At 41.2% G+C, this 19,919-nt stretch carries 19 protein-coding genes; 11 read left to right on the top strand and 8 right to left on the bottom strand.

The features are described 5' to 3' along the window. Positions 1–6: 6 nt before the first annotated feature. The 3 genes from G3O08_RS06470 to G3O08_RS06460 are packed head-to-tail and all read right to left on the bottom strand — an operon-like array spanning position 7 to position 3,128. Positions 7–1,161, bottom strand: coding sequence for an efflux RND transporter periplasmic adaptor subunit (locus G3O08_RS06470; protein WP_163284060.1), 1,155 nt, complete (start codon positions 1,159–1,161; stop codon positions 7–9). A 2-nt stretch (positions 1,162–1,163) separates the two neighbouring features. After that, the gene (locus G3O08_RS06465) at positions 1,164–2,498 is read right to left on the bottom strand and encodes a TolC family protein (RefSeq protein WP_163284058.1); all 1,335 of its coding nucleotides are present in this window, start codon (positions 2,496–2,498) and stop codon (positions 1,164–1,166) included. After that, positions 2,499–3,128, bottom strand: coding sequence for a TetR/AcrR family transcriptional regulator (locus tag G3O08_RS06460; protein ID WP_163284056.1), 630 nt, complete (start codon positions 3,126–3,128; stop codon positions 2,499–2,501). A gap of 163 nt (positions 3,129–3,291) precedes the next feature. Between G3O08_RS06460 and G3O08_RS06455 the strand changes: the two genes are divergently transcribed. The 3 genes from G3O08_RS06455 (at position 3,292) to asnS (ending at position 5,420) form a co-directional block, all read left to right on the top strand. After that, positions 3,292–3,525, top strand: a complete 234-nt coding sequence (locus G3O08_RS06455; RefSeq protein ID WP_163284054.1) for a hypothetical protein — start codon at positions 3,292–3,294, stop codon at positions 3,523–3,525. Then, positions 3,522–3,896 carry a type II toxin-antitoxin system VapC family toxin gene (locus G3O08_RS06450; RefSeq protein ID WP_163284040.1) on the top strand — a complete coding sequence of 125 codons (375 nt, stop codon included), beginning with the start codon at positions 3,522–3,524 and terminating at the stop codon, positions 3,894–3,896. Before G3O08_RS06455 ends, G3O08_RS06450 begins: the two co-directional genes overlap by 4 nt. A gap of 93 nt (positions 3,897–3,989) precedes the next feature. Beyond that, positions 3,990–5,420: an asparagine--tRNA ligase gene (gene asnS / locus G3O08_RS06445; protein WP_163284037.1), complete on the top strand. Its 1,431-nt coding sequence runs from the start codon at positions 3,990–3,992 to the stop codon at positions 5,418–5,420. Positions 5,421–5,680: 260 nt separating this feature from the next. Here asnS and G3O08_RS06440 read toward each other — a convergent pair whose 3' ends face one another. Beyond that, positions 5,681–6,448 (bottom strand): MBL fold metallo-hydrolase, encoded by a 768-nt coding sequence (locus G3O08_RS06440; protein ID WP_163284035.1) that lies wholly within the window; start codon positions 6,446–6,448, stop codon positions 5,681–5,683. A 125-nt stretch (positions 6,449–6,573) separates the two neighbouring features. On the opposite strand from G3O08_RS06440, the gene G3O08_RS06435 reads away from it, so the two are divergent. Next, positions 6,574–8,031: a TonB-dependent receptor gene (locus tag G3O08_RS06435; protein WP_204336795.1), complete on the top strand. Its 1,458-nt coding sequence runs from the start codon at positions 6,574–6,576 to the stop codon at positions 8,029–8,031. 185 nt (positions 8,032–8,216) lie between these two features. Then, the gene (locus tag G3O08_RS06430) at positions 8,217–8,849 is read left to right on the top strand and encodes a hypothetical protein (RefSeq protein ID WP_163284033.1); all 633 of its coding nucleotides are present in this window, start codon (positions 8,217–8,219) and stop codon (positions 8,847–8,849) included. A gap of 127 nt (positions 8,850–8,976) precedes the next feature. On the opposite strand, the gene G3O08_RS06425 is transcribed toward G3O08_RS06430, so the two are convergent. The 4 genes from G3O08_RS06425 to glmM form a co-directional block, all read right to left on the bottom strand. Beyond that, positions 8,977–10,257 (bottom strand): hypothetical protein, encoded by a 1,281-nt coding sequence (locus tag G3O08_RS06425; RefSeq protein WP_163284031.1) that lies wholly within the window; start codon positions 10,255–10,257, stop codon positions 8,977–8,979. Between the two features lie 45 nt (positions 10,258–10,302). Beyond that, complete coding sequence (locus tag G3O08_RS06420) at positions 10,303–10,842, bottom strand: YceI family protein (protein WP_163284029.1); 540 nt, start codon at positions 10,840–10,842, stop codon at positions 10,303–10,305. 367 nt (positions 10,843–11,209) lie between these two features. Then, positions 11,210–12,352: a cysteine desulfurase family protein gene (locus G3O08_RS06415; RefSeq protein WP_163284027.1), complete on the bottom strand. Its 1,143-nt coding sequence runs from the start codon at positions 12,350–12,352 to the stop codon at positions 11,210–11,212. Between the two features lie 27 nt (positions 12,353–12,379). Next, the gene (glmM, locus tag G3O08_RS06410; RefSeq protein ID WP_163284025.1) at positions 12,380–13,768 is read right to left on the bottom strand and encodes a phosphoglucosamine mutase; all 1,389 of its coding nucleotides are present in this window, start codon (positions 13,766–13,768) and stop codon (positions 12,380–12,382) included. A gap of 979 nt (positions 13,769–14,747) precedes the next feature. Here glmM and G3O08_RS06405 point away from each other — a divergent pair. From G3O08_RS06405 to G3O08_RS06380, 6 genes are all read left to right on the top strand, one after another. Beyond that, positions 14,748–16,175, top strand: coding sequence for a tetratricopeptide repeat protein (locus tag G3O08_RS06405; RefSeq protein WP_163284023.1), 1,428 nt, complete (start codon positions 14,748–14,750; stop codon positions 16,173–16,175). Then, complete coding sequence (locus tag G3O08_RS06400) at positions 16,165–16,947, top strand: phosphosulfolactate synthase (RefSeq protein ID WP_163284021.1); 783 nt, start codon at positions 16,165–16,167, stop codon at positions 16,945–16,947. Before G3O08_RS06405 ends, G3O08_RS06400 begins: the two co-directional genes overlap by 11 nt. A 217-nt stretch (positions 16,948–17,164) precedes the next feature. Further along, positions 17,165–17,482 carry a rhodanese-like domain-containing protein gene (locus G3O08_RS06395; protein WP_163284019.1) on the top strand — a complete coding sequence of 106 codons (318 nt, stop codon included), beginning with the start codon at positions 17,165–17,167 and terminating at the stop codon, positions 17,480–17,482. After that, the gene (locus G3O08_RS06390; RefSeq protein ID WP_163284017.1) at positions 17,482–18,423 is read left to right on the top strand and encodes a DUF368 domain-containing protein; all 942 of its coding nucleotides are present in this window, start codon (positions 17,482–17,484) and stop codon (positions 18,421–18,423) included. The genes G3O08_RS06395 and G3O08_RS06390 overlap by 1 nt, the downstream gene beginning before the upstream one ends. A gap of 1 nt (position 18,424) precedes the next feature. After that, positions 18,425–19,153 (top strand): shikimate dehydrogenase family protein, encoded by a 729-nt coding sequence (locus G3O08_RS06385; protein ID WP_163284015.1) that lies wholly within the window; start codon positions 18,425–18,427, stop codon positions 19,151–19,153. A 277-nt stretch (positions 19,154–19,430) separates the two neighbouring features. After that, positions 19,431–19,895, top strand: a complete 465-nt coding sequence (locus tag G3O08_RS06380; RefSeq protein WP_163284013.1) for a hypothetical protein — start codon at positions 19,431–19,433, stop codon at positions 19,893–19,895. Positions 19,896–19,919: the final 24 nt, after the last annotated feature.

Here is a 19,919-nt window from a genome sequence, read left to right as displayed (position 1 = left end):
AATTACTTAAATCGTTGCGGTGTCAACTCTATCACTATCACGAACACTTCGCGCACCTTTTTCAATCACTTTATCTCCCGGATTAATACCTTCGAGTACAACCGTTTTACCCTCGTAAGACGCACCTGTTTGAATACTTTTTTTAAGCGCTACCTGCTTAGCTTTATCGTCTTTACCAATTACATACACGTAGTCTTTTCCTTTACCATCCTGCATAATGATAGATGATGGCAAAACAATTGCCCCCTTCTTAGACATGTCATTTATCTTCATAGCTACCAAAGAGTTGGGGCGGATTCCATCTACTTTATCATCAACTGCCACGCGAATTTCAAACGAGCGATTGGTTGCGTTAATGAATGCGCCCACTCTGGTAATTTTGCTGGTAATTGTATCTTCGTTTATTCTAAGACTCACCTCATCGCCCACCTTTAACGTATTGATATAGCGCTCCGAAACGTCGGCCGTGATGTACATGTCGTCCAGATTCACAATACGCGCAACGGGCATTTGCATGCTTGCCATCTCCCCAACTTTCGGAAAGATCTTGTCAACCACTCCATCAAAAGGTGCTACAACACTTGATTTGCTTTTCTGCTCGCGTAAGGTTGCGATTGAATTCTCAAGCGATTCTTTTCTATTTTTTGCCTCCAGGTATTGCACCTCGCTGCCTATATTCTGATCCCAGAGCCGCTTTTGCTTATTAAAAAGTGTTGTAGCCAAATCAAGCGATGTCTGCAACTCCTGCAAATTGCTGGAATACACATCATCATCTACGCGTACAAGCAATTGACCCTTTTTAACCTGCTGACCTTCTTCAACCAATATTTGGGTTACATTACCCGGATTTTCGGCAAACAAGGAGGCAGTCTTGTCAGATTGCACATTTCCATACACATCAAAATAGTGCTTAAAAAGTGCTGTGTCGGCTGTAATAGTCGTCACCAACTTATTGGTAATGGTGGAGTCCAATTCCTGAATCTGCTCATCAAGCTCATGAATTTTATCATCCAGTTCTTTTCTCTCCGTTTTAAGAGAATCTCTTTCCGCAACGAGCGCGGTTAATTTAGTATCAGGCTGATTATCGCAGGATACAACGATAAAAATGGCTATCAGGAAAATTCCCGTTGTAAATAAGCCGTTTAGTTTTATACTTTTCATGGTTAGTTAATGTTCAATGCTCTGTCTAAGTTCTGTTTGGCTGTCAGCAAATCCATTGCTGCCTGTATGTATTTGGTTTGTTCGTTTAGGAGTTGACTCTCGGCAACGTTGAGTTCAAAACTTGACGAAATGCCTTCGCTGTATTTAATATTTGTTTTTTCGCTGATGCTTTGAGCAAGGGCAATACTTTCTTTTTGATTTCCCCAGGTTTTAAGCGCATTTTCATAATTGCTTCGCGCCCTGTCCACTCCCAGCTTCAAGCTCTCTTCGGTTTGCTGCAGTTGCATAACGCTTTGCTGAAAACCTATTTCAGCTTGCTGTACGCGTGCTCTACGCTGCAGGCTGCTCCAGATTGGCACATTTAAGCGCAAGCCAATGATAGATGTTGGAAACCAAGGTTGGTCTGTATCGGTAAAATTGAATTCGTTTCTCAGCGCCGTTTGTTGATAATTGAAGAATCCGCTAAGACTCGGATAATAAGCTGCCTTATTGCCGCGAATCGTCAAGTCTTGAATTTCCAGATTGGTTTTAGCAATCAAATAATCGGGATGGGTATTGAGCTGCGGTTCGATCTCCAGGTATTTTTGGTCGTTGCTTACCTGAACCAGATTTTCAATATTATCGGTGAGAGTAATCTGGCGATCTAAATCAATACCGATCAAAAAATTCAGTGTTTTTCTCGAAACCTCGAGGAATTGCTGAGTGCGGTCAATATTAATCGTGATTTGATTTTTATTGAGTTTAATCTGATCAACATCTTGCTGTTCGGTAAGTCCATTGTCGTAAAGCGCCTGTGTATCGTCAAGTGTTTTCTGAAAATTACCGAGATTTTCCTGAAGAATATTTAAATTTTCTATGGCGAGCAATACCGTATGATACGCTTCGGCGACATTAAATTTAATGTCTTGTTCAGATTTTAATTCCTGATTTGTGGTAAGCTCCACAACTGTTTTAGAAGCCTTAATACCAATCAGATACGTACCATCGAAAATCAGCTGGGTAGCACTTAAGCCTGCAGTAAAATTATATTTTGTACCAAACTGAATTTCGGCAAATTCGCCTTGTTCACCACCAAAAAACTCGGCGGGAACGAGCTGCGTAGGAATTTTCAAGAAATCCTGGAGCTCTGCGGTACCGTTAATTTGAGGAAAACCATTGGCAAGCACTTCTCTCACTTCTTTTCTTTTTTTCTCGGTGTTGTAGCGGGCATTTCTGGTGGCATAGCTGCTGTCAATAGCCATTTGCTGTGCTTCTGCGAGCGATAATGAAAGTGACTGTGCCGTGGCAATACTACTTAACAGTATTAAACCAAGTAGGGTAAGTATTCGCGACATCATTTAAGGTTTGGCATTTTTATTCAAATTCTTTTCTAATTCCTTCAATCCCTTTGCATTTGCAATTCCCCTAATGTGATGGATAAACATTTCGAGGTATACATCTTTGGGATGAAACTCATCCATTGGGAAAAGTTTTGGGTTAAAGATTACATTCAATCGTAAAACCCAAAGCTGGGTCATTATTTCTACATTCAGTTCGGGGCGATAAACACCTTCCGAAATTCCTTTGTTCAGATTTTGGCGCATTACTCCACCAATAAAATCATGGCGCATTTCTACCATCATCGCCATTGCTTCGGGATAGTATTTTTCCAGATCGTAAAATATAGAAGGGTGAATATTTTTTAGTTCTTCGACAATAACAGAACTAATGGCAAAATTTTCGTCAATGGCCTTTAGGTTTTGCGCCTGAATGTCTTGCACGCTATTTTCGATAGAATTGCAATCGCGGCGCACACATCTATTTACCAAATCTTCTTTGTCTTTGACAAATTGATAAATGGTTTTCTTAGATACCCGTAAGTGCCGCGCCACATCATCCATCGTCACACTCTTGATGCCATAGGTGAGAAACACGTCAATGGCATCTTTAATGAGCTGATCTTCCTTGCTTAAATTTTCTTCAGACATATCATTTTCCAAGCGGCAAATGTATAAAACAATTTAAACTATGGAAACGTTTTGAGAGTTAAAATGTTTCCGGTGGGTAAATTTAATAATGGTTCGGAAAAAGCGCTTTAGAATCCAAAAACCTAAATGGTTATTCAAAATCCAATTTTGTATCTTTGGTATTATGGAGATTAAAGTACAAGTTCCGTTTCAGCAACTTCTAAAGCTGGTAAAAAGTTTGTCGCCTTCGCAGAAGGCCAGACTGCGCAAAGAATTGTCCGAAAAGAATCCATCCATGGATAAAAAAGACGAATTCATTCAAGACTTGCTTAATGGCCCTGTTTTATCGGAGGAAGAAATAGGGAGAATTGAAGATAATAGAAAAAGTATTGCTGCATGGCGGACAAAAAGTAAATGATTGATACAACCATCTTGATTGACTATTTTCGAAAGTCAGAAAAGGCAAATTCGAAATTGGTTTTACATTTTAAGCATTTTGATTACATCTATATTTCCAGTATAACCCAGTTCGAGATTCTTAATGGTGCACCAAAAGCCCAGATGCAGTTTTGGGATAATTTCTTAGAAAAGTTTACCATAATAAGTTTTGACAGTCAAGCTGCAAAATCAGCAGCAAGAATTGTTGCTCAACTTAAATCAAAAAGAAAAACAATCGACAAGCCTGATTTATTTATTCCTGGGACAGCCGTGGCACATGGGCTAACTTTAGACACTTTGAATATGAAGCACTTCGAAGACATTGAAAGCTTAAAGTTACTTAACTCCTAAAGTTTAAATCACCTTACATTTATTTGCACCACTTCATTACCAGTATAACCACAAAAGTTCGTTCTTTTGTACCCGCAAAAATTTCAATTTATTATGAGCAAAAGCAGTGTAAAAGATATTCTAAGCCTCGACCCAAAAGGTCAGGAAGTTGAACTCTCGGCGTGGGTACGAACCTTTCGCAGCAACCGGTTTATCGCATTGAGCGATGGAAGCACCATAAACACCATTCAGGCAGTAGTCGATTTTGAAAATCACGACGAGGCGCTTTTGCGAAAAATAAATACGGGTGCGGCCATTACCGTAAAGGGAAAACTGATTGAATCGCAGGGAAAAGGTCAAACCGCTGAAATACAAGTAAGTGATGTTCTAATCAACGGCGAATCTGATCCGGAGAAATACCCGCTCCAGCCAAAAAAACACAGCATGGAATTCTTGCGTGAAAAAGCGCATTTGCGTTTTAGAACCAATACGTTTGGAGCTATTTTTAGAGTGCGACATGCTTTGAGTTTTGCGATTCACAATTATTTCAATGAAAAAGGATTTTTCAATATTCATAGTCCCATCATTACAGGTTCTGATGCTGAGGGTGCCGGTGAAATGTTTCGGGTAACCACGCTCGATTTGAACAATGTGCCAAAAACCGAAGATGGAAAAGTCGATTTTTCGGAAGACTTTTTTGAATCGGAGACAAATCTTACCGTTTCGGGACAACTGGAAGCAGAGCTTGCCGCGCTTGCACTGCGGAAGGTTTATACGTTTGGCCCTACTTTTAGAGCAGAGAATTCAAATACCTCACGCCACCTGGCAGAGTTTTGGATGATTGAGCCGGAAGTAGCTTTTGCCAACCTAACTGATAATATGGATCTGGTTGAAGATTTTCTTCAATATTTGGTTGACTACGCGCTAAAAAACTGCAAAGACGATTTGGAATTTTTGGCGCAACGCGAAGCGGAAGAAGAAAAAAGCTTGCCCCAAAATGAGCGTCGCCCAATGGGACTTATCGAAAGACTCGAATTTGTGCAAAGCAATAAATTCCAACGAATTACTTACACAGAAGCGATTGATATTTTACGCAACTCAAAACCTTACAAAAAGAAAAAGTTCAAATTTCCGGTTGAATGGGGCACTGATTTGCAAAGCGAGCACGAACGCTTTCTGGTAGAAAAGCATTTTGAAAAACCGGTTATCATTACCGATTATCCGGCATCGTTTAAAGCATTTTACATGCGCTTGAATGACGACAATAAAACAGTGGCTGCAATGGATGTTTTATTTCCGGGAGTTGGCGAAATAACCGGAGGATCGCAGCGTGAAGAGCGGCTAGATGTACTTTTGCGCCGCTGCAAAGAAATGGGAATTGAAGAAGAGCACGTGTGGTGGTATATAGAAACCAGAAAATTCGGAACCTGTGAACATGCAGGTTTTGGACTTGGTTTTGAAAGGCTGGTGATGTTTGTAACAGGCATGACCAATATCCGCGATGTCATTCCTTTTCCTCGAACTCCGGGACATTGTGAGTTTTAAGGCGCAAATCAAGGATGACGCATTTGGCGTTAGGGTTTGTATGCTTGTGCTTCGCACTTCGCATTAGGTCTCGCCAAGGCGCAAAGACGCAAAGGAGAATTGGGGTGGAGTTTTTTGGGGAGATGTTCGCTACGCTTACCTTTTTTGTCTCGCGAAGGTGAAAAGGGAATTCGGTTGGTTCTTGGGAGTGGTGTGCTAGGCTAAATTCAACATTCGTAATTCAACATTCGTAATTCGACATTCGTAATTCGTAATTGAATCTAGCAATCAACCACAAGACCATCATAAGCCAAAAAGACATTTGGCGGAAGCTCCTTGCTCACATCTTCATGCTTACCCATAAGATGTGAAATATGAGTGAGATAGGTACGTTTTGCTCCGAGTTCTTGCGAAAGATCAATGGCTTCCTGTAGGTTAAAATGTGAAATATGGGTCTTTTTGCGCAAAGCGTTTAGCACTAGCACGTCAAGGCCTTGAAGCTTTACTTTCTCCTTTTCAGAAATAAAGTTGGCGTCTGTAATATAGGCCATATCCTTGATTCGAAAACCCAAAACAGGTAGTTTATAATGAAGGACTTCAATGGGTATAATTTCGGTGTCACCAATAGAGAATGCAGACTGTGCAGAGATTTTGTGAAGGTTTACTTCGGGTACACCCGGATATTTTAAAGCATCATTAAACACATAATGATATTCGCGCTTTAAAGCCTCTTCTACCCTATCGGAAGCATAGACATTCAGGGGCATTCCGGTTTGAAAATTAAAGGGTCTGATGTCGTCGAGCCCTGCAACATGATCTTTATGCTCGTGTGTAAATATTACGGCATCAACCCTTCCCGGTTTTGCGCGGAGCATTTGCTGTCTAAAATCAGGACCGGTATCAATCACCAGAATTTTTTGATCAATCTCAATCATTGCAGAGGTGCGCAAGCGATCGTCACGCACATCCACAGAAGTGCATACCTCGCATTTACATCCTATTACAGGAATTCCCTGTGATGTTCCGGTGCCGAGAAAAGTTAATTTCATAGAGTTGCACAAAACTAAGAAGATCATTTAAACTAACGCAATCCAAAAAGGATGCTAAAATCTATGTTGTTTGCGTTAAAGGCCTTAGTTTTGTAGCACTTCTCACTATAAACCAAAAAATAACTTTGGAAAGAGTAATTCTCACTGCCAAACAAAAAGCGCTTCGGGTAAATCTCGATCCTGCTATTTATGGAACTTTTGCTGAAATTGGCGCAGGCCAGGAGGTCGTTCGCCATTTCTTTAGAGCGGGAGGGGCCTCGGGCACTATCGCTAAAACCATGTCGGCATACGACAAAGATGTAAGCGATGCCATTTACGGGCATGAGGATAAGAACCGCTACGTATGTGAGACGCGATTGCGCAAAATGATCAATCACGAGTACGCGCTGATTGAAGAGCGCCTGGACAGAGAAAAACATCCGGGAAAAAAGTTTTTTTCGTTTGCCAATACGGTAGCCACAATCGACTTTAAAAAACGCTTTAAGGGTCACGGCTGGCTGGGAATAAAGTTTCAAACTAGCCCTGAAAAATCGCCGAATGAAGTGATTCTACACGTGCAGCTTCACGAAAATGAGGCGGCACAGCAGCAGGAAACAATTGGAGTAGTAGGCGTTAATATGCTCTATGGTTGCTATTTTTACTATCAAAATCCGCGTGAGTTTCTCAAATCGCTTTACGATAATTTACAACGCGACCAGATAGAAGTCGATATGGTTTCTATGAATGGCCCTGATTTTGAAACCCTCGACAATAGGTTGCTAAGCCTTCAGCTGGTTAAAAACGGAATGACCGACGCGGTGATTTTTAGCCCTGACGGAAAAAATCTTCAGCCGGCAGATTTGCTCTACAAAAAAAATATTCTCGCCATTCGCGGAAGCTTTAGACCTGTAACCAAGGTGAATATCGACATGATCATTAACGGTTACAACGCTTTTGTGAAGGAGCAGCGCGTTGATTCTGACAACTTGCAGGTACTTTTTGAAATAACGCTGAATAATCTGCGTGTAGATGGTGATATTGATGAGCAGGATTTTCTCGACCGGGCAGATATACTTTGCTCGCTTGGTCAAACGGTACTGATTTCAAACTATCAGGAATATTTCAAGCTCATTCAATATTTCTCTACGTTTACCAATAAGCGAATGGGGTTGATTATGGGCGTCACCAATATGATAGAGCTATTTGACGAGAAGTACTACCGAGAGCTGAATGGCGGAATACTCGAAGCTTTTGGAATTCTGTTTACGCGCGATCTCAAAGTTTATCTCTATCCTTCTAAAGGTGCTGATGACGAAGAAATTATGTCTAGCAAAAACATGCCTATACACCCACGCATACGCCCGCTGTACGACTATTTGATTTTTAATGGAAGGGTGGTTGATCTAAAAGGATACGACCCAGAAGTACTTGCTATTCAAAGTCGTGAAGCATTAAACTTGATCAAATCTGGCGAGTCGGGCTGGGAGAAAATGGTGCCAAACTATGTAGATGTCATGATCAAAAAGAATAAACTTTTTGGATTTGACCCAGATCTTTTTGATGAAAAAAATCCTGAACTGGTCAAGGATAAGGAGGGCAAATAGTATTTCAATTGGCATACTTTTTACCTTAAGATTTTTCTAGAACAGAATCAGGAAACTGCATTTGTTAAAGTCCGCAAGCTAAATCTGAGAAAGTGTTGAGATATGGATGTGAAAGCTTAACTTTAACCAATAGCAAACCAGGACAGTTAAATAACGACTTCTGTAACGTTTGCGCGGTTTTGATAATGGAAAGTAAAAGACACATCTTTATTTCGCAGAGTCAAAAACATGCACTAAGCATTTTTGGATTACTAGCTACTTTCTGTTTTCCGACAGTGCTTCACGGTCAAAACAAATTACATCCCGTTATTCTTGAATCTGCCCAGCTGGAAATATCAGGAAACACAAATATTAGCGACTTTATATGTCAATTAGCTGAGCTGGATTCAAATGATACTCTGTCTTATGTATTAGACACAAAGACTGGTGCGGAATTGTTTGAAGGTATGGAATTGAAGTTTTGCGTGGCTGATTTTATCTGTGACAAAAGCCTTATGACCAGCGATTTGAAAACCTCCTTAAAAGAGAAAGAATTTCCATACATCACCATGAAAATCAATAAGGTAACGGCTATAGAACCTCATAAACAAAATGGCTCACAAATGATTAGCGCATATATTACGCTGCTCATAGCGGGCTATGCACAGCATGAATATATTGAGCACGCTTTAATAACTAATACCAATAATCACCTGACACTTACGGGCATGCATAATGTGCTTATGACAAAATTTCAAATTGAGCCTCCAACCAAATTATTTGGCGCAGTGCACACAGACGACTCAATAGAAATTTCTTTTTCGATTAAGCTTAGATAAGGAACTATTCTGAAATCCTTTTATGGTCGAAAATCTTATTCAAATCAGGAAAGCACCTCGATTCTAAGCAAAAAAACTACCCCCCAAATATTTGAGAGGTAGCGTAATAATTGATTTTAAGGACTTTTTAGAAACCTATAACTGCTTCGATCATTATCCCTTGAATGTTTCCATTTTCAAATCGAGACCCAATGTATCCATCTCCTGAATAGTTCTGATTCATATATTCAATTTTAGCAAGCACATTTTTGGTCATAAACCAGCCCAATCCTAAATTTAATCTATCGATTTCATTGGTTTTAGACACCCCGGTTGATTCTCCGCTCACCATATTGTAGCGTCCTCCAACATATAAGTTTTCGTTCGTTCCAAAGCGATATAAAAGTTCAGCACCCAACTGTGTATAGCTTCCGTCGCCAAGCTCAGAGTTGCTCAATGCAGCAAGAGTTGTTCCCGAAACAATTTCATATACTCCGAAGAACTCCAATCCTTTGTATTTTACGAAAGGATTTATTTGTATCGCAGTCATTTGTCTAAAATTGGGATTAAAGCGTGGGTCAAAGTCACTTCCTGCGCCTGATGTGTCGTGCATCACTTTGTAGTAACGGGCTCCTGCTCTATCGCCATTGTACATCCACTGGCCCGTTGTTTCTCCACCATTGGTATAAATGCTTGCAGTAAGTCGTACGCGCAAGTCTTCATTCACTTGTTTATCATACCCCAGCTTTGCGAAAATCGATGGCTGGTTGTCCGATTTGTCGTTTATCACAACACTCTGATTAAGTTTTCCGTTTGTCAAACCAACCAACCCCAGGAAGCCGTTTTTTTGTACAATTACTTCACCAAATGCTTCTGTAGAGAAAGAGTCCATAATGTAATTGCCTATAAATGGATTGTAAATGGCACTTGCATTATCCGTTCTTCGATATACCAAATCACCATATCCAAATTCGTCCATCCCTACTCGGATTGTGGCGATATCCATAAACCCTTTAAGAAAACCTTCTTTTATAAAATCAAGTTTATCGACCTGAAGGTAACCACCTTTAACCCATGATTCAGCGTGGTGACGAGAAGACAGGTAGGTTCTTAAATGCAAGCGCATCCCGTCGTAAAGTTGAGCATTCAGATTTAAGTTGGCAGTGGGTAGGTTAAAATTCGAACCCAGATCTATTAAAGTATTGTTTTCATTTGAATGGTCTAGCGACTGAAACTGTAGCGCAAAATCGCCACCTACACGTACTTTCACACCATCGAAGCCAACGGTATCGGTTTTGCTGGTTTCAAACACGTTGATTCCACGCTGATCATTGGGTCTGAAGTATTGTAAATCGGGTTGCAGCTGCGCCAAAAGTGGACTCGTAAATGCTGCAATCATCAGGGTAATTAATACCTTCTTAGTTTTCATAATTTGATTTTTTAGATAAATGATTAGGTTCTTTTTAGCTTAATATTATTTGTATAAAACAAGGTTAAAATCAATGGTAATTTCGTCGCCGGTGCGTATAGTTCCGAGCATTGCCCGTGGAGGGTCAATTCCGAATTCTGACATTTTAAAGGTATATTTACCTTTTACAGTCATGCTTTTTTCTGCCCATTTCTCCAGGGTTGTGTTCATTGTTATTGGTTTGGTAACTCCCGCGATGGTTAGATTACCTTTTATAGTAAGCTTTCCTTCTTTTCCTGAAATTGAACTTGACTGAAAACTGATACGTGGATAATCCTCCTCTTTCATGGCCTCGTAGGTATTGTCGTCCATTGAAGAGGTTCCGCTTTTCATAGACTTCACTTCAGCTGTAAAGCGAGCGTTTTCCAGAGATTCACCATTTAAGCTCGCCTTAGCGGTAAATGACTCTACATCCATATGCCAGTCGTGCAGGGTTGACGTGCCTGAAACCTTCATAGAACTTTCAGACTGATTTGATTGATACTCCTGCGCACTCAATGAGATTGAAAATGCAAACAAGGAGAATAAGATTAATGTGTACTTCATGATATTGTTGTTTTTAAGAGGTTCGTTTTTAATGTATTCCTTTCTTGTATTGAAAGTGTAAATGTACAGGGCAGTCAATCCATAAGAAATGATGGACATCAACTTAAAACAAGACAATTATCATGTTTTATTCGAAAAAGAATTCTTACCTTACAAGTTAATTGAAGTGAGATCTCTTTAAAAATCAGGGAGTTTCCATAGCTGAAATGGCTCATTCGAATGAAGCAAACCCCTTGCTTTCTGAAAGTGTAGGTGAAATTTGAGTATTTTCAATCCGCTACGACTTTTGCACAGAACGATTGTTATGCAAATGAAATCTAAAATTTGGCATAGAAACAAGCCGGACAGAACTAAAATAGTGCAAAATTTAATGCATTACTGGTATTGGATTCAAATGGTGCACAAGGCGCTCTACCGCATAATCAATCTCTTCGCGGGTAGTATATCGGCTAAAAGAAAAACGAACATTTGGTGATTTTTGATCTACGTGCAGAGCGCGCAAAACATGGCTGCCCTGATTGCTTCCGCTGCTGCAGGCACTCCCGCCAGAGCAGGCTATACCGTCTATATCCATCAAAAACAGAAGCATTGAGGCATTATCAGTCGGGGGCAGCTTTACATTTAAAACAGTATAAAGACTTCGGTCTTCGCACCCGTTAACGGTCACATTACGCACCTTTTCACAGAGTTGTTTCTTCATATAATCTTTCAACCCTTGCACGTATTTTTGATGCCCTTCTATATCGGCGCAAGCCATTTCAAGCGCTTTTGCCATACCAACAATTCCGTAAATATTTTCGGTTCCGGCACGCATATTTCGCTCCTGCGACCCACCGCGTATAAGGGGTTCTATATGAACATCTTTGCTCAAATATAAAAATCCAACACCTTTGGGACCGTGAAATTTATGAGCAGCACCAGTAATAAAATGCACTTTGGTTTTGGCCATATCCAGTTTGAAATGTCCCATCGTTTGCACGGTGTCCGAATGAAATAGAGCACCGTATTCTGCACATATATCACCTATCTCATCCAAATCTATCATGGTACCAATTTCATTGTTGGCATGCATAAGCGAAACAAGCGTTTTTTCTTCAGAATCGGCAAGAAGCTTTCGCAAATGCGCAATATTCACATGCCCCTGCTTGTCGAGATCTACCATACTAATGCGAATATCGCGGTCAGTATGGCAATGGGCAACAGTATGTAGCACAGCGTGATGTTCTACCTCCGAAGATATAATGTGGCGCACTCCAAGCTGACTCACGGCGCCATTTATGGCCATATTGTCTGCCTCTGTTCCACCCGAAGTAAAGCAAATTTCCATCGGCGAGCAATTAAGCTGACGGGCTATACTCTTTCGCGCCGTTTCTACTGCCGACTTTACCGTTCGTCCAAATTGGTGGGTGCTGGAAGGATTACCGAAATGTGTGGTAAAAAATGGCATCATTGCCTCAAGCACTTCTGGTGCCATAGGCGTTGTAGCGGCATTATCGAGATATACTTTCATTGTACTATCGGCTTAGCGGGTGCAAATTTACGAAATTACCGCTTTAATATCGGCTATGATTCTATTTGCCAGTTGGATTGCTTCCTGCTCTGAAGCGTGTTCGGCATAAATGCGAATAATGGGTTCGGTATTTGATTTTCGCAGATGTACCCATCCATCGGCAAAATCAATTTTCACTCCGTCTATCCGGTTCACCGATTCATTTTTATACTTCTCGGCAACTTGGTCTAAAACGGCATCCACATCAATTTGCGGAGTGAGATCAATTTTATTCTTCGAAATAAAATATTGTGGAAGAGAATCGCGTAGATCGAGCATAGACATTCCGGTTTTTGCCAAATGAGTCAGAAACAAGCCAATTCCAATCAGCGCATCTCTACCATAATGAAAATCAGGTACAATTACTCCCCCATTTCCTTCACCACCTATTACGGCTTGTTCGGCTTTCATGGTATTTACCACGTTCACTTCGCCTACTGCCGATGCGAAATATTTTCCGCCGTGCTTCTCTGCCACATCGCGCAAAGCTCTGGTAGAAGAAAGATTAGAAACCGCACTTCCCTTTCGCTGCGAAAGCACATAATCTGCTACTGCAACGAGGGTATATTCCTCGCCAAAAACCTCTCCGTTTTCGCAAACAAAAGCCAATCTGTCTACATCGGGATCTACCGTAATTCCGAGGTCGCATTCTTGTAAACTCACCGCATCAGAAAGATCGGTTAAGTGCGCCGGAAGCGGCTCCGGATTATGCGGAAACTCTCCCGTAGGATCGCAGTACAATTTCTCAATCTGTGTAACACCAAGCGCTTCGAGCAAGGCCGGAACAAATATCCCTCCGGATGAATTAACCGCATCAACAGCAATTTTAAAATCAGCTTCGCGAATGGCTTCCACATCTACAAGCGGATAATTAAGTACCAGGTCGATGTGCTTTTGCAAATACGAATCATCTATTGAATAAGTGCCAAGTGCACGCACTTCGGCAAATTCAAAATCTTCATTTTCAGCTGTATCAATAATGGATTGTCCAGCTTCCGCCGAAATAAACTCCCCGCGATTATCAAGGAGTTTCAGTGCATTCCACTGCTCGGGGTTATGGCTTGCGGTTAGAATAATTCCACCATCTGCCTTTTCAAGCGGAACGGCGATTTCTACAGTTGGGGTAGTGCTCAAGCCCAAGTCAATAACGTTTATTCCCTGACCGGTCAAAGTAGATGATACAAGCGAAGAAACCATTTGACCAGATATACGCGCATCGCGTCCTAGTACAACTTTAAGATGCTTACCGGGATGAGCTTTCTTCAGCATTTCGCCGTAAGCGGCAGCAAATTTCACAATATCAACCGGCGTAAGATTATTGCCTGGCTTACCGCCGATGGTTCCGCGAATTCCGGAAATGGATTTTATTAGTGTCAAATCAAAAAATTTTACGCAAAGGTATGATTCCACTTATGATCATCGGCATTTGTCGCTTCTATTTTATTCACTTTTAACCTATCCAAAAGAGTGGTGCTGTGATTTTTTCAGTTTTGGAATTCTGATATATTGCTCTTTTCAAACTATCCATGAATCCTTTCCTCTGACTTAGTTTCAACATGGCGGGAAGCGTTCTTAGCTACTGACTAATCTCCGCGCTCATAGTATTAGAGAACTAAACATTTCAAATTTAATAAACATAATTGACTGCTAATCAAAACTATCGCACACCCCCAGCCCCTGAAGGAGAGCTTCCACCGCACACATTATCATTCTTCGAGAAGCATTATTTCAGATAATCTTCAGATCGTGGTGAGGTGGCATCTTTATGATTACAATTATTCCCTTGCAAGAGATGTGCGGTGGTGCCCTTTAGGGATAGGGTGCGCGATGGCATTGAATAGCAAGTATTTTGATGACGCTCTAAGCCGTCGCATGTTTGTAGCAGAATAAATTACGGATATACATAAATCGACCCTGTAAGGTGTCGCACTTCATTAAACTGGATGAACATTAAAAAGGTACGACACCTTACAGGGTCGACTGAACACACTTCAATCCATGTACTACAGACATTTGACGCCTTACAGGGTCATCAAGAAAATCAATTCAAAACCTCGAAAGTTTCATTTGCATCCTTATTATTAAGACAATATAACGAATTCAATTGAGAAATTTGACGTTAACAAACCACCCATTCCCTAAAATTTGTAAATCCATAAATAAGTACGCGAAGACTGAACTGTAAATAGGTGCTTTTCGATTTTAAATACATTACCTTTGTATGTCCTTTGGGAAAACATAAAAAATGGAAGCATAAAAGTTGTTGTGCATTTCATTGTTAACAACAATTATTTTCCAGCGGAACAAAAGGTGTGTCTTTTTATAAATTTGACAAGGAACGCACATAAACTAGCCTATGACGGAGTACTCAAGTAATTTTTATAGTGAGTCTAATCCAAGACTTATCGAAAAATTTGAAGAAATGCTCAAATCACGAAATTCGTATTTCTTCGATGTGGAGGATATTGAATTTCTGGTTGATTACTATATTGAGCGTGGTGTTCACCACAAAGCGCGAAAAGCGGTAATGCATGGTTTGTCATTGTATCCGCAAAGCTCGGCTCTATTGCTGAAGCAGGCTCACACCCTTTTGCTGGGCAAAAAACCTGTAAAGGCAATGGAAATTCTGGACTATCTGGAAGCCGCAGAACCGCTTAATACCGAAATGCTTCTTTTTAAAGCGGTGGTGCATAGAAATTTAAGCGATTATGAAGGCACAAAATCATGCCTCATAAAAGCGCTCAATGCCACTTCTGAAAATAAAGAAGATATCTACCTCGATCTGGCCTTTGAGCAAGAGATGGTAGAAGATTATGCTGGCGCCATTCAAAGTTTAAAACAATCGCTCGAAATAAACCCCGAGCACGAGCCGAGCCTTTTTGAACTGGGCTACTGCTACGATATGGCGCAAGAACTTGAAAATGGCGTGGATTTCTTTCAGGATTATGTGGATGAATATCCGTACAGTTTTGTAGGATGGTACAATCTGGCGCTATGCTTTGAAAAGCTAAGTCTTTTTGAAAAAGCAATTGAATCTGTAGAATACTGCCTCGTAATAAAAGACGATTTTGTAAACGCGCATATTCTGCATGCCAATATGCTAACCAGCTGCGAGCGGGATAAGGAAGCCATTGACGCATATCTGGAATCGCTTGAATACGACTCAAAAAATCCTATGGTTTATGCCGCTATCGGCGAATGCTATGAGCGGATGGAAATGTGGTCATTGGCGGAAGCCAATTATTTGGAAGCACTCACGCTGGATCCAAAATATGTGGATGCCTTAATGGGACTGGGTGCCGTAAAGGATTTCGAAAACAATTTTACCGAGAGTCTCAGCTTGTATCGCGAAGCGTTGAAATACGATGAGCTGAATATGGACAACTGGCATATTTATGCGGAGCTTCTCGAAAAATGTGATAAAAACGACGACGCTGAAGACGTTTACCAGAAAATGGTAGAGCTTTTTGAAGACGATGAGGAGTCGTGGATCGCTCTTGCCGATCTTCAGGCAATAAGCCTTGGTCATTTAAAAGCAGTAGATACTTTGGAGCTTGGCGAATCGAAAATCACAGGATCTTTAGACTTAATCTGGCAAAAAGCCAAACACTTAATTAAGGCGGGCAAGATAGAGCATGGCAGCGATGTACTCGCCATTGCTTTGAATGATAATTCTAAAGGGTGCAAATATTTCATCAGTATCTTTCCAGAGTCAATTCTAATTCCCAATATTGCAGCCCTTTTAGATATACATACTCAAGCGCATACCAAAGATGAACTTTGATCTCCCTTTTCTTCCCGAACGTACAGAACGACCCCGAACCAATGGCCTAACCATGGTAATGGATAAGGGATTGAGCCTTAGGAGCGCAGAAAATTTTCTGGATGCCAACGGAACACTTACCGATATAGTAAAACTTGGGTTTGGTACATCTTACCTCACCAAAGACCTGAAAGCCAAGATTAAACTCTATCACGACAATGATATGAAAGTATATTTGGGCGGAACTCTTTTTGAAGCTTTTATTGCCCGAAATATGTTTGACGATTTCCGCCGACTGCTCGATGAGTTGAGTTTGGAAACGGTAGAAGTATCTGATGGAAGTATACACCTTGAGCACGACGTGAAACTTGAACATATTTCTACTCTTGCTAAGAACTACAGAGTGCTCTCTGAAGTAGGATCAAAAGAAGAAGGTATTCTTATTGCTCCTGCAAAATGGGTTAAAATGATGGATACCGAGCTTAAAGCCGGAAGTTGGAAGGTAATTGCCGAAGCACGCGAAAGCGGAAACGTAGGGATTTACAGACCAAACGGAACGGCTCACGTGGTGTTGGTAAACAAAATTCTGGCTAAGGTAGCCGCTGAAGATATCCTTTGGGAAGCACCTCAAAAAGCACAGCAGGTTTGGTTTATTAAACTTATTGGCGCTAATGTAAATTTGGGGAATATTGCACCTTTTGATGTTATTCCATTGGAAACTTTGCGTTTAGGACTGCGTGGCGATACTTTCTTTGAGTACCTGCCGGAAGAGGCAAGTTCTTTTAGACCATAAGTTCAATTGGCAATAGGCAATAGGCAAATCAATTAGCAATAGGCAATAGGCTAGTGATTATTGGCATGGACTTAGTTTTTCATTTAAAATAAGGTACGGCTTAAATCTGAAATTAACGCCTCGTGATAAATCGCCAAGGCCACGCATCAATGAACCACCGAGCTTTGCGGCCTAAATCTGAAATCATCACAATCATCACTCTGAAATCAAAAGAATCATGAAAGAAATTACTCCAAAAGAGCTGAAGGAAAAGCTAGATGCCGGAGAGACCATTCAGATTATTGACATTCGCGAAAACTACGAGGTTGACTCGGGAAATATTGGTGGCGATCACATCCGCATGGCCGAAGTAATGGATCATTGCGACAAGATTAGAAAAGACTGTATGGTAGTAATTCATTGCAGAAGCGGTGCCCGTGCCACTGCGATGGTTCATGCTCTCGAAACCGACAAAGGTTTTGAGAATGTATATCACCTAGAGGGCGGAATTGCAGCCTGGGCTCTTGATATTGACCCTAAAATAATTGTATACTGATGCGTAGTGTAAAAGATTATTCGCTCCTGGTGCTCAAAGGTATGGGTATGGGTGCTGCCGATGTTGTTCCCGGTGTTTCAGGAGGAACAATAGCCTTTATTTCAGGTATTTACGAAGAGCTTATTGATACCATAAGCCGTGTAAATTTTAAAACAATCGGCATTCTTTTTAAGCAAGGTATTAAGCCTTTTTGGAAAGCGATGAATGGCAACTTCCTGCTCGCTGTGCTGGGTGGCATTGCCATCAGCATTTTAAGCTTGTCAAAACTTATTTCTTACCTTCTGGAAAATGAACCTATAGGCACCTGGTCATTCTTTTTTGGATTAATTCTCGCCAGCATTCCGCTCGTAGCCAAAAAGGTTAAAAACTGGAGCGGTTCGCGCTACTTTGCCTTTGCCGCCGGCGCCATTATTGCCTGGCTGCTTACAGATTTGCCACCCGTTACCGAACCTGGAGCCACATGGTATCTCTTTATTTCGGGAATGATTGCCATTTGTGCCATGATTCTCCCTGGAATTTCAGGAAGTTTTATCTTGATTTTACTCGGATCTTATTTCACAGTTCTCACAGCGCTCAATGACCGCGATATTACCACCATCCTCGTTTTTATTGCAGGCGCAGTAACGGGGCTCTTGGTTTTTAGCAAGTTTCTGAAATTTATGTTCAGCCGGTTTCACGATATTACGGTGGCTACCCTCGCCGGATTCCTGCTGGGCTCGCTAAATAAAATCTGGCCCTGGAAAAATGTGCTTGAGTGGTTCGTAAAACATCCGGGTGAAGCCAATGAGCAGAAAATTGCACTGGTAGAAGAGAATATTCTTCCCGGTACTTATACCAGCCTAACTGGCGAGCCATCGCAGCTCACTGTGGCAATTATCATGGCGGTTGTAGGCATAGCGATTATTTTCATTTTGGAAAAAGTCGCTACAAAAAAGGCGTAATATGGATCTCTACGGCCTTATCGGCAAAACCTTAAAGCATTCCTTTTCGGAGGCCTACTTTCGTGAAAAGTTTGAAAAGGAGCAGATTGACGCTCGTTTCCAAAACTTTGAACTCGAAACGATTGATGTTTTTCCAAAGATCCTTTCCGAAAACCCAAACCTTCTGGGCTTGAGCGTCACCATTCCGTACAAAACGGTTATCATTCCATTTTTGGATGAAGTTGATCCCAGCGCCAAAGAAATTGGTTCGGTGAACAGCATTCGCGTTAGCAACGGAAAAACGATTGGTTTTAATACTGATGCCGGTGGATTTAGCAATAGCATAAAACCATTTCTAGCTCACGGCATGGAGCGTGCGCTAATACTCGGTACGGGCGGTGCGTCAAAAGCTGTGGCGTATGCCTTACGGCAAACAGGGCTCGATGTAGTGCTTGCAAGCAGAACGCCCGAAGAAGGGCAGCTGGGTTATTCAGAAATAAACCAAAATGCTATCAACGCCTTTAAGCTGATTGTTAATACAACTCCATTGGGCATGTATCCCGATGTTTCCAGTTTTCCGGATATTCCCTATGAATATTTGACTTCGGAACACTTGCTCTACGACCTTACCTACAACCCTGCGGAAACAGAATTTCTGCGCAGAGGAAAGGAAAAAGGAGCTATTGTGGTAAATGGATTGAGCATGCTTAAAATCCAGGCAGAGATGAGCTGGGAGATTTGGACTGGTTAGGTGGGAGCCGAAACAGGCCTGCTAATAAGTGTACAATAAAATTACACGTATTATTATACGTATAATTAATCGTGTAACTCCATTCTACGCCTACGGTACGAAGCAACATTCGTATATAATCGGCCAGAGCTTAAATAGCCTGTCTTATAATTTCTTATACTTGTATTTAGAACATTCTATGGATCATAGACTTTTCAAAAAGCTTTTGGAAAGTATATGGATATAGGTGAAATAAACGCAACTGTTGCGCTTATTGGAATGTTGGGCACAATAAAAAATGAAGGAGCTGTTAAATCTGATATTTTTAATCACACTAAGCACTGGTGCAACAGGACAGCTGTATACGGAAATCAGAGAAGAGAAAGAGATAGGAAAAGAGTTTCACTTCGAGAACTCAGAAGATGGTATGCTCCACTCTTTGGACTTTATCTTCACGGGGTTTGTCGGAACTGAATTGATACAAGCGACATTCGTATACGGGGCTGGAGACTTAAAAACTCGCGAGTCCGATACTCTGATCTTCGACATTTACTGCAGGTGGGTAGCAGATATTGTTAGTGTTGACTCCACGGGATTTGAATACAACGCAAAAGTCTGTTTAGCGAATCAGAACAATAAAGAATACTTGTTCGAGCTTAATGAGAGTCGAACGGACTATCCGTCAGTGAATTTGACAATATTTGACCCAAAGAAAAAAGAAACTCTGACCCAGATAGTATTGACGCGAAAAGAGAAAGAATAAGCTGTGCCCAACATTACCTAAGAA

This window comes from Cryomorpha ignava (assembly GCF_010686655.1).
Lineage (GTDB): Bacteria > Bacteroidota > Bacteroidia > Flavobacteriales_D > Cryomorphaceae > Cryomorpha > Cryomorpha ignava.
The sequence above is the reverse complement of the archived record's forward strand: the minus strand, read 5'-3'. Positions and strand labels throughout refer to the sequence as shown.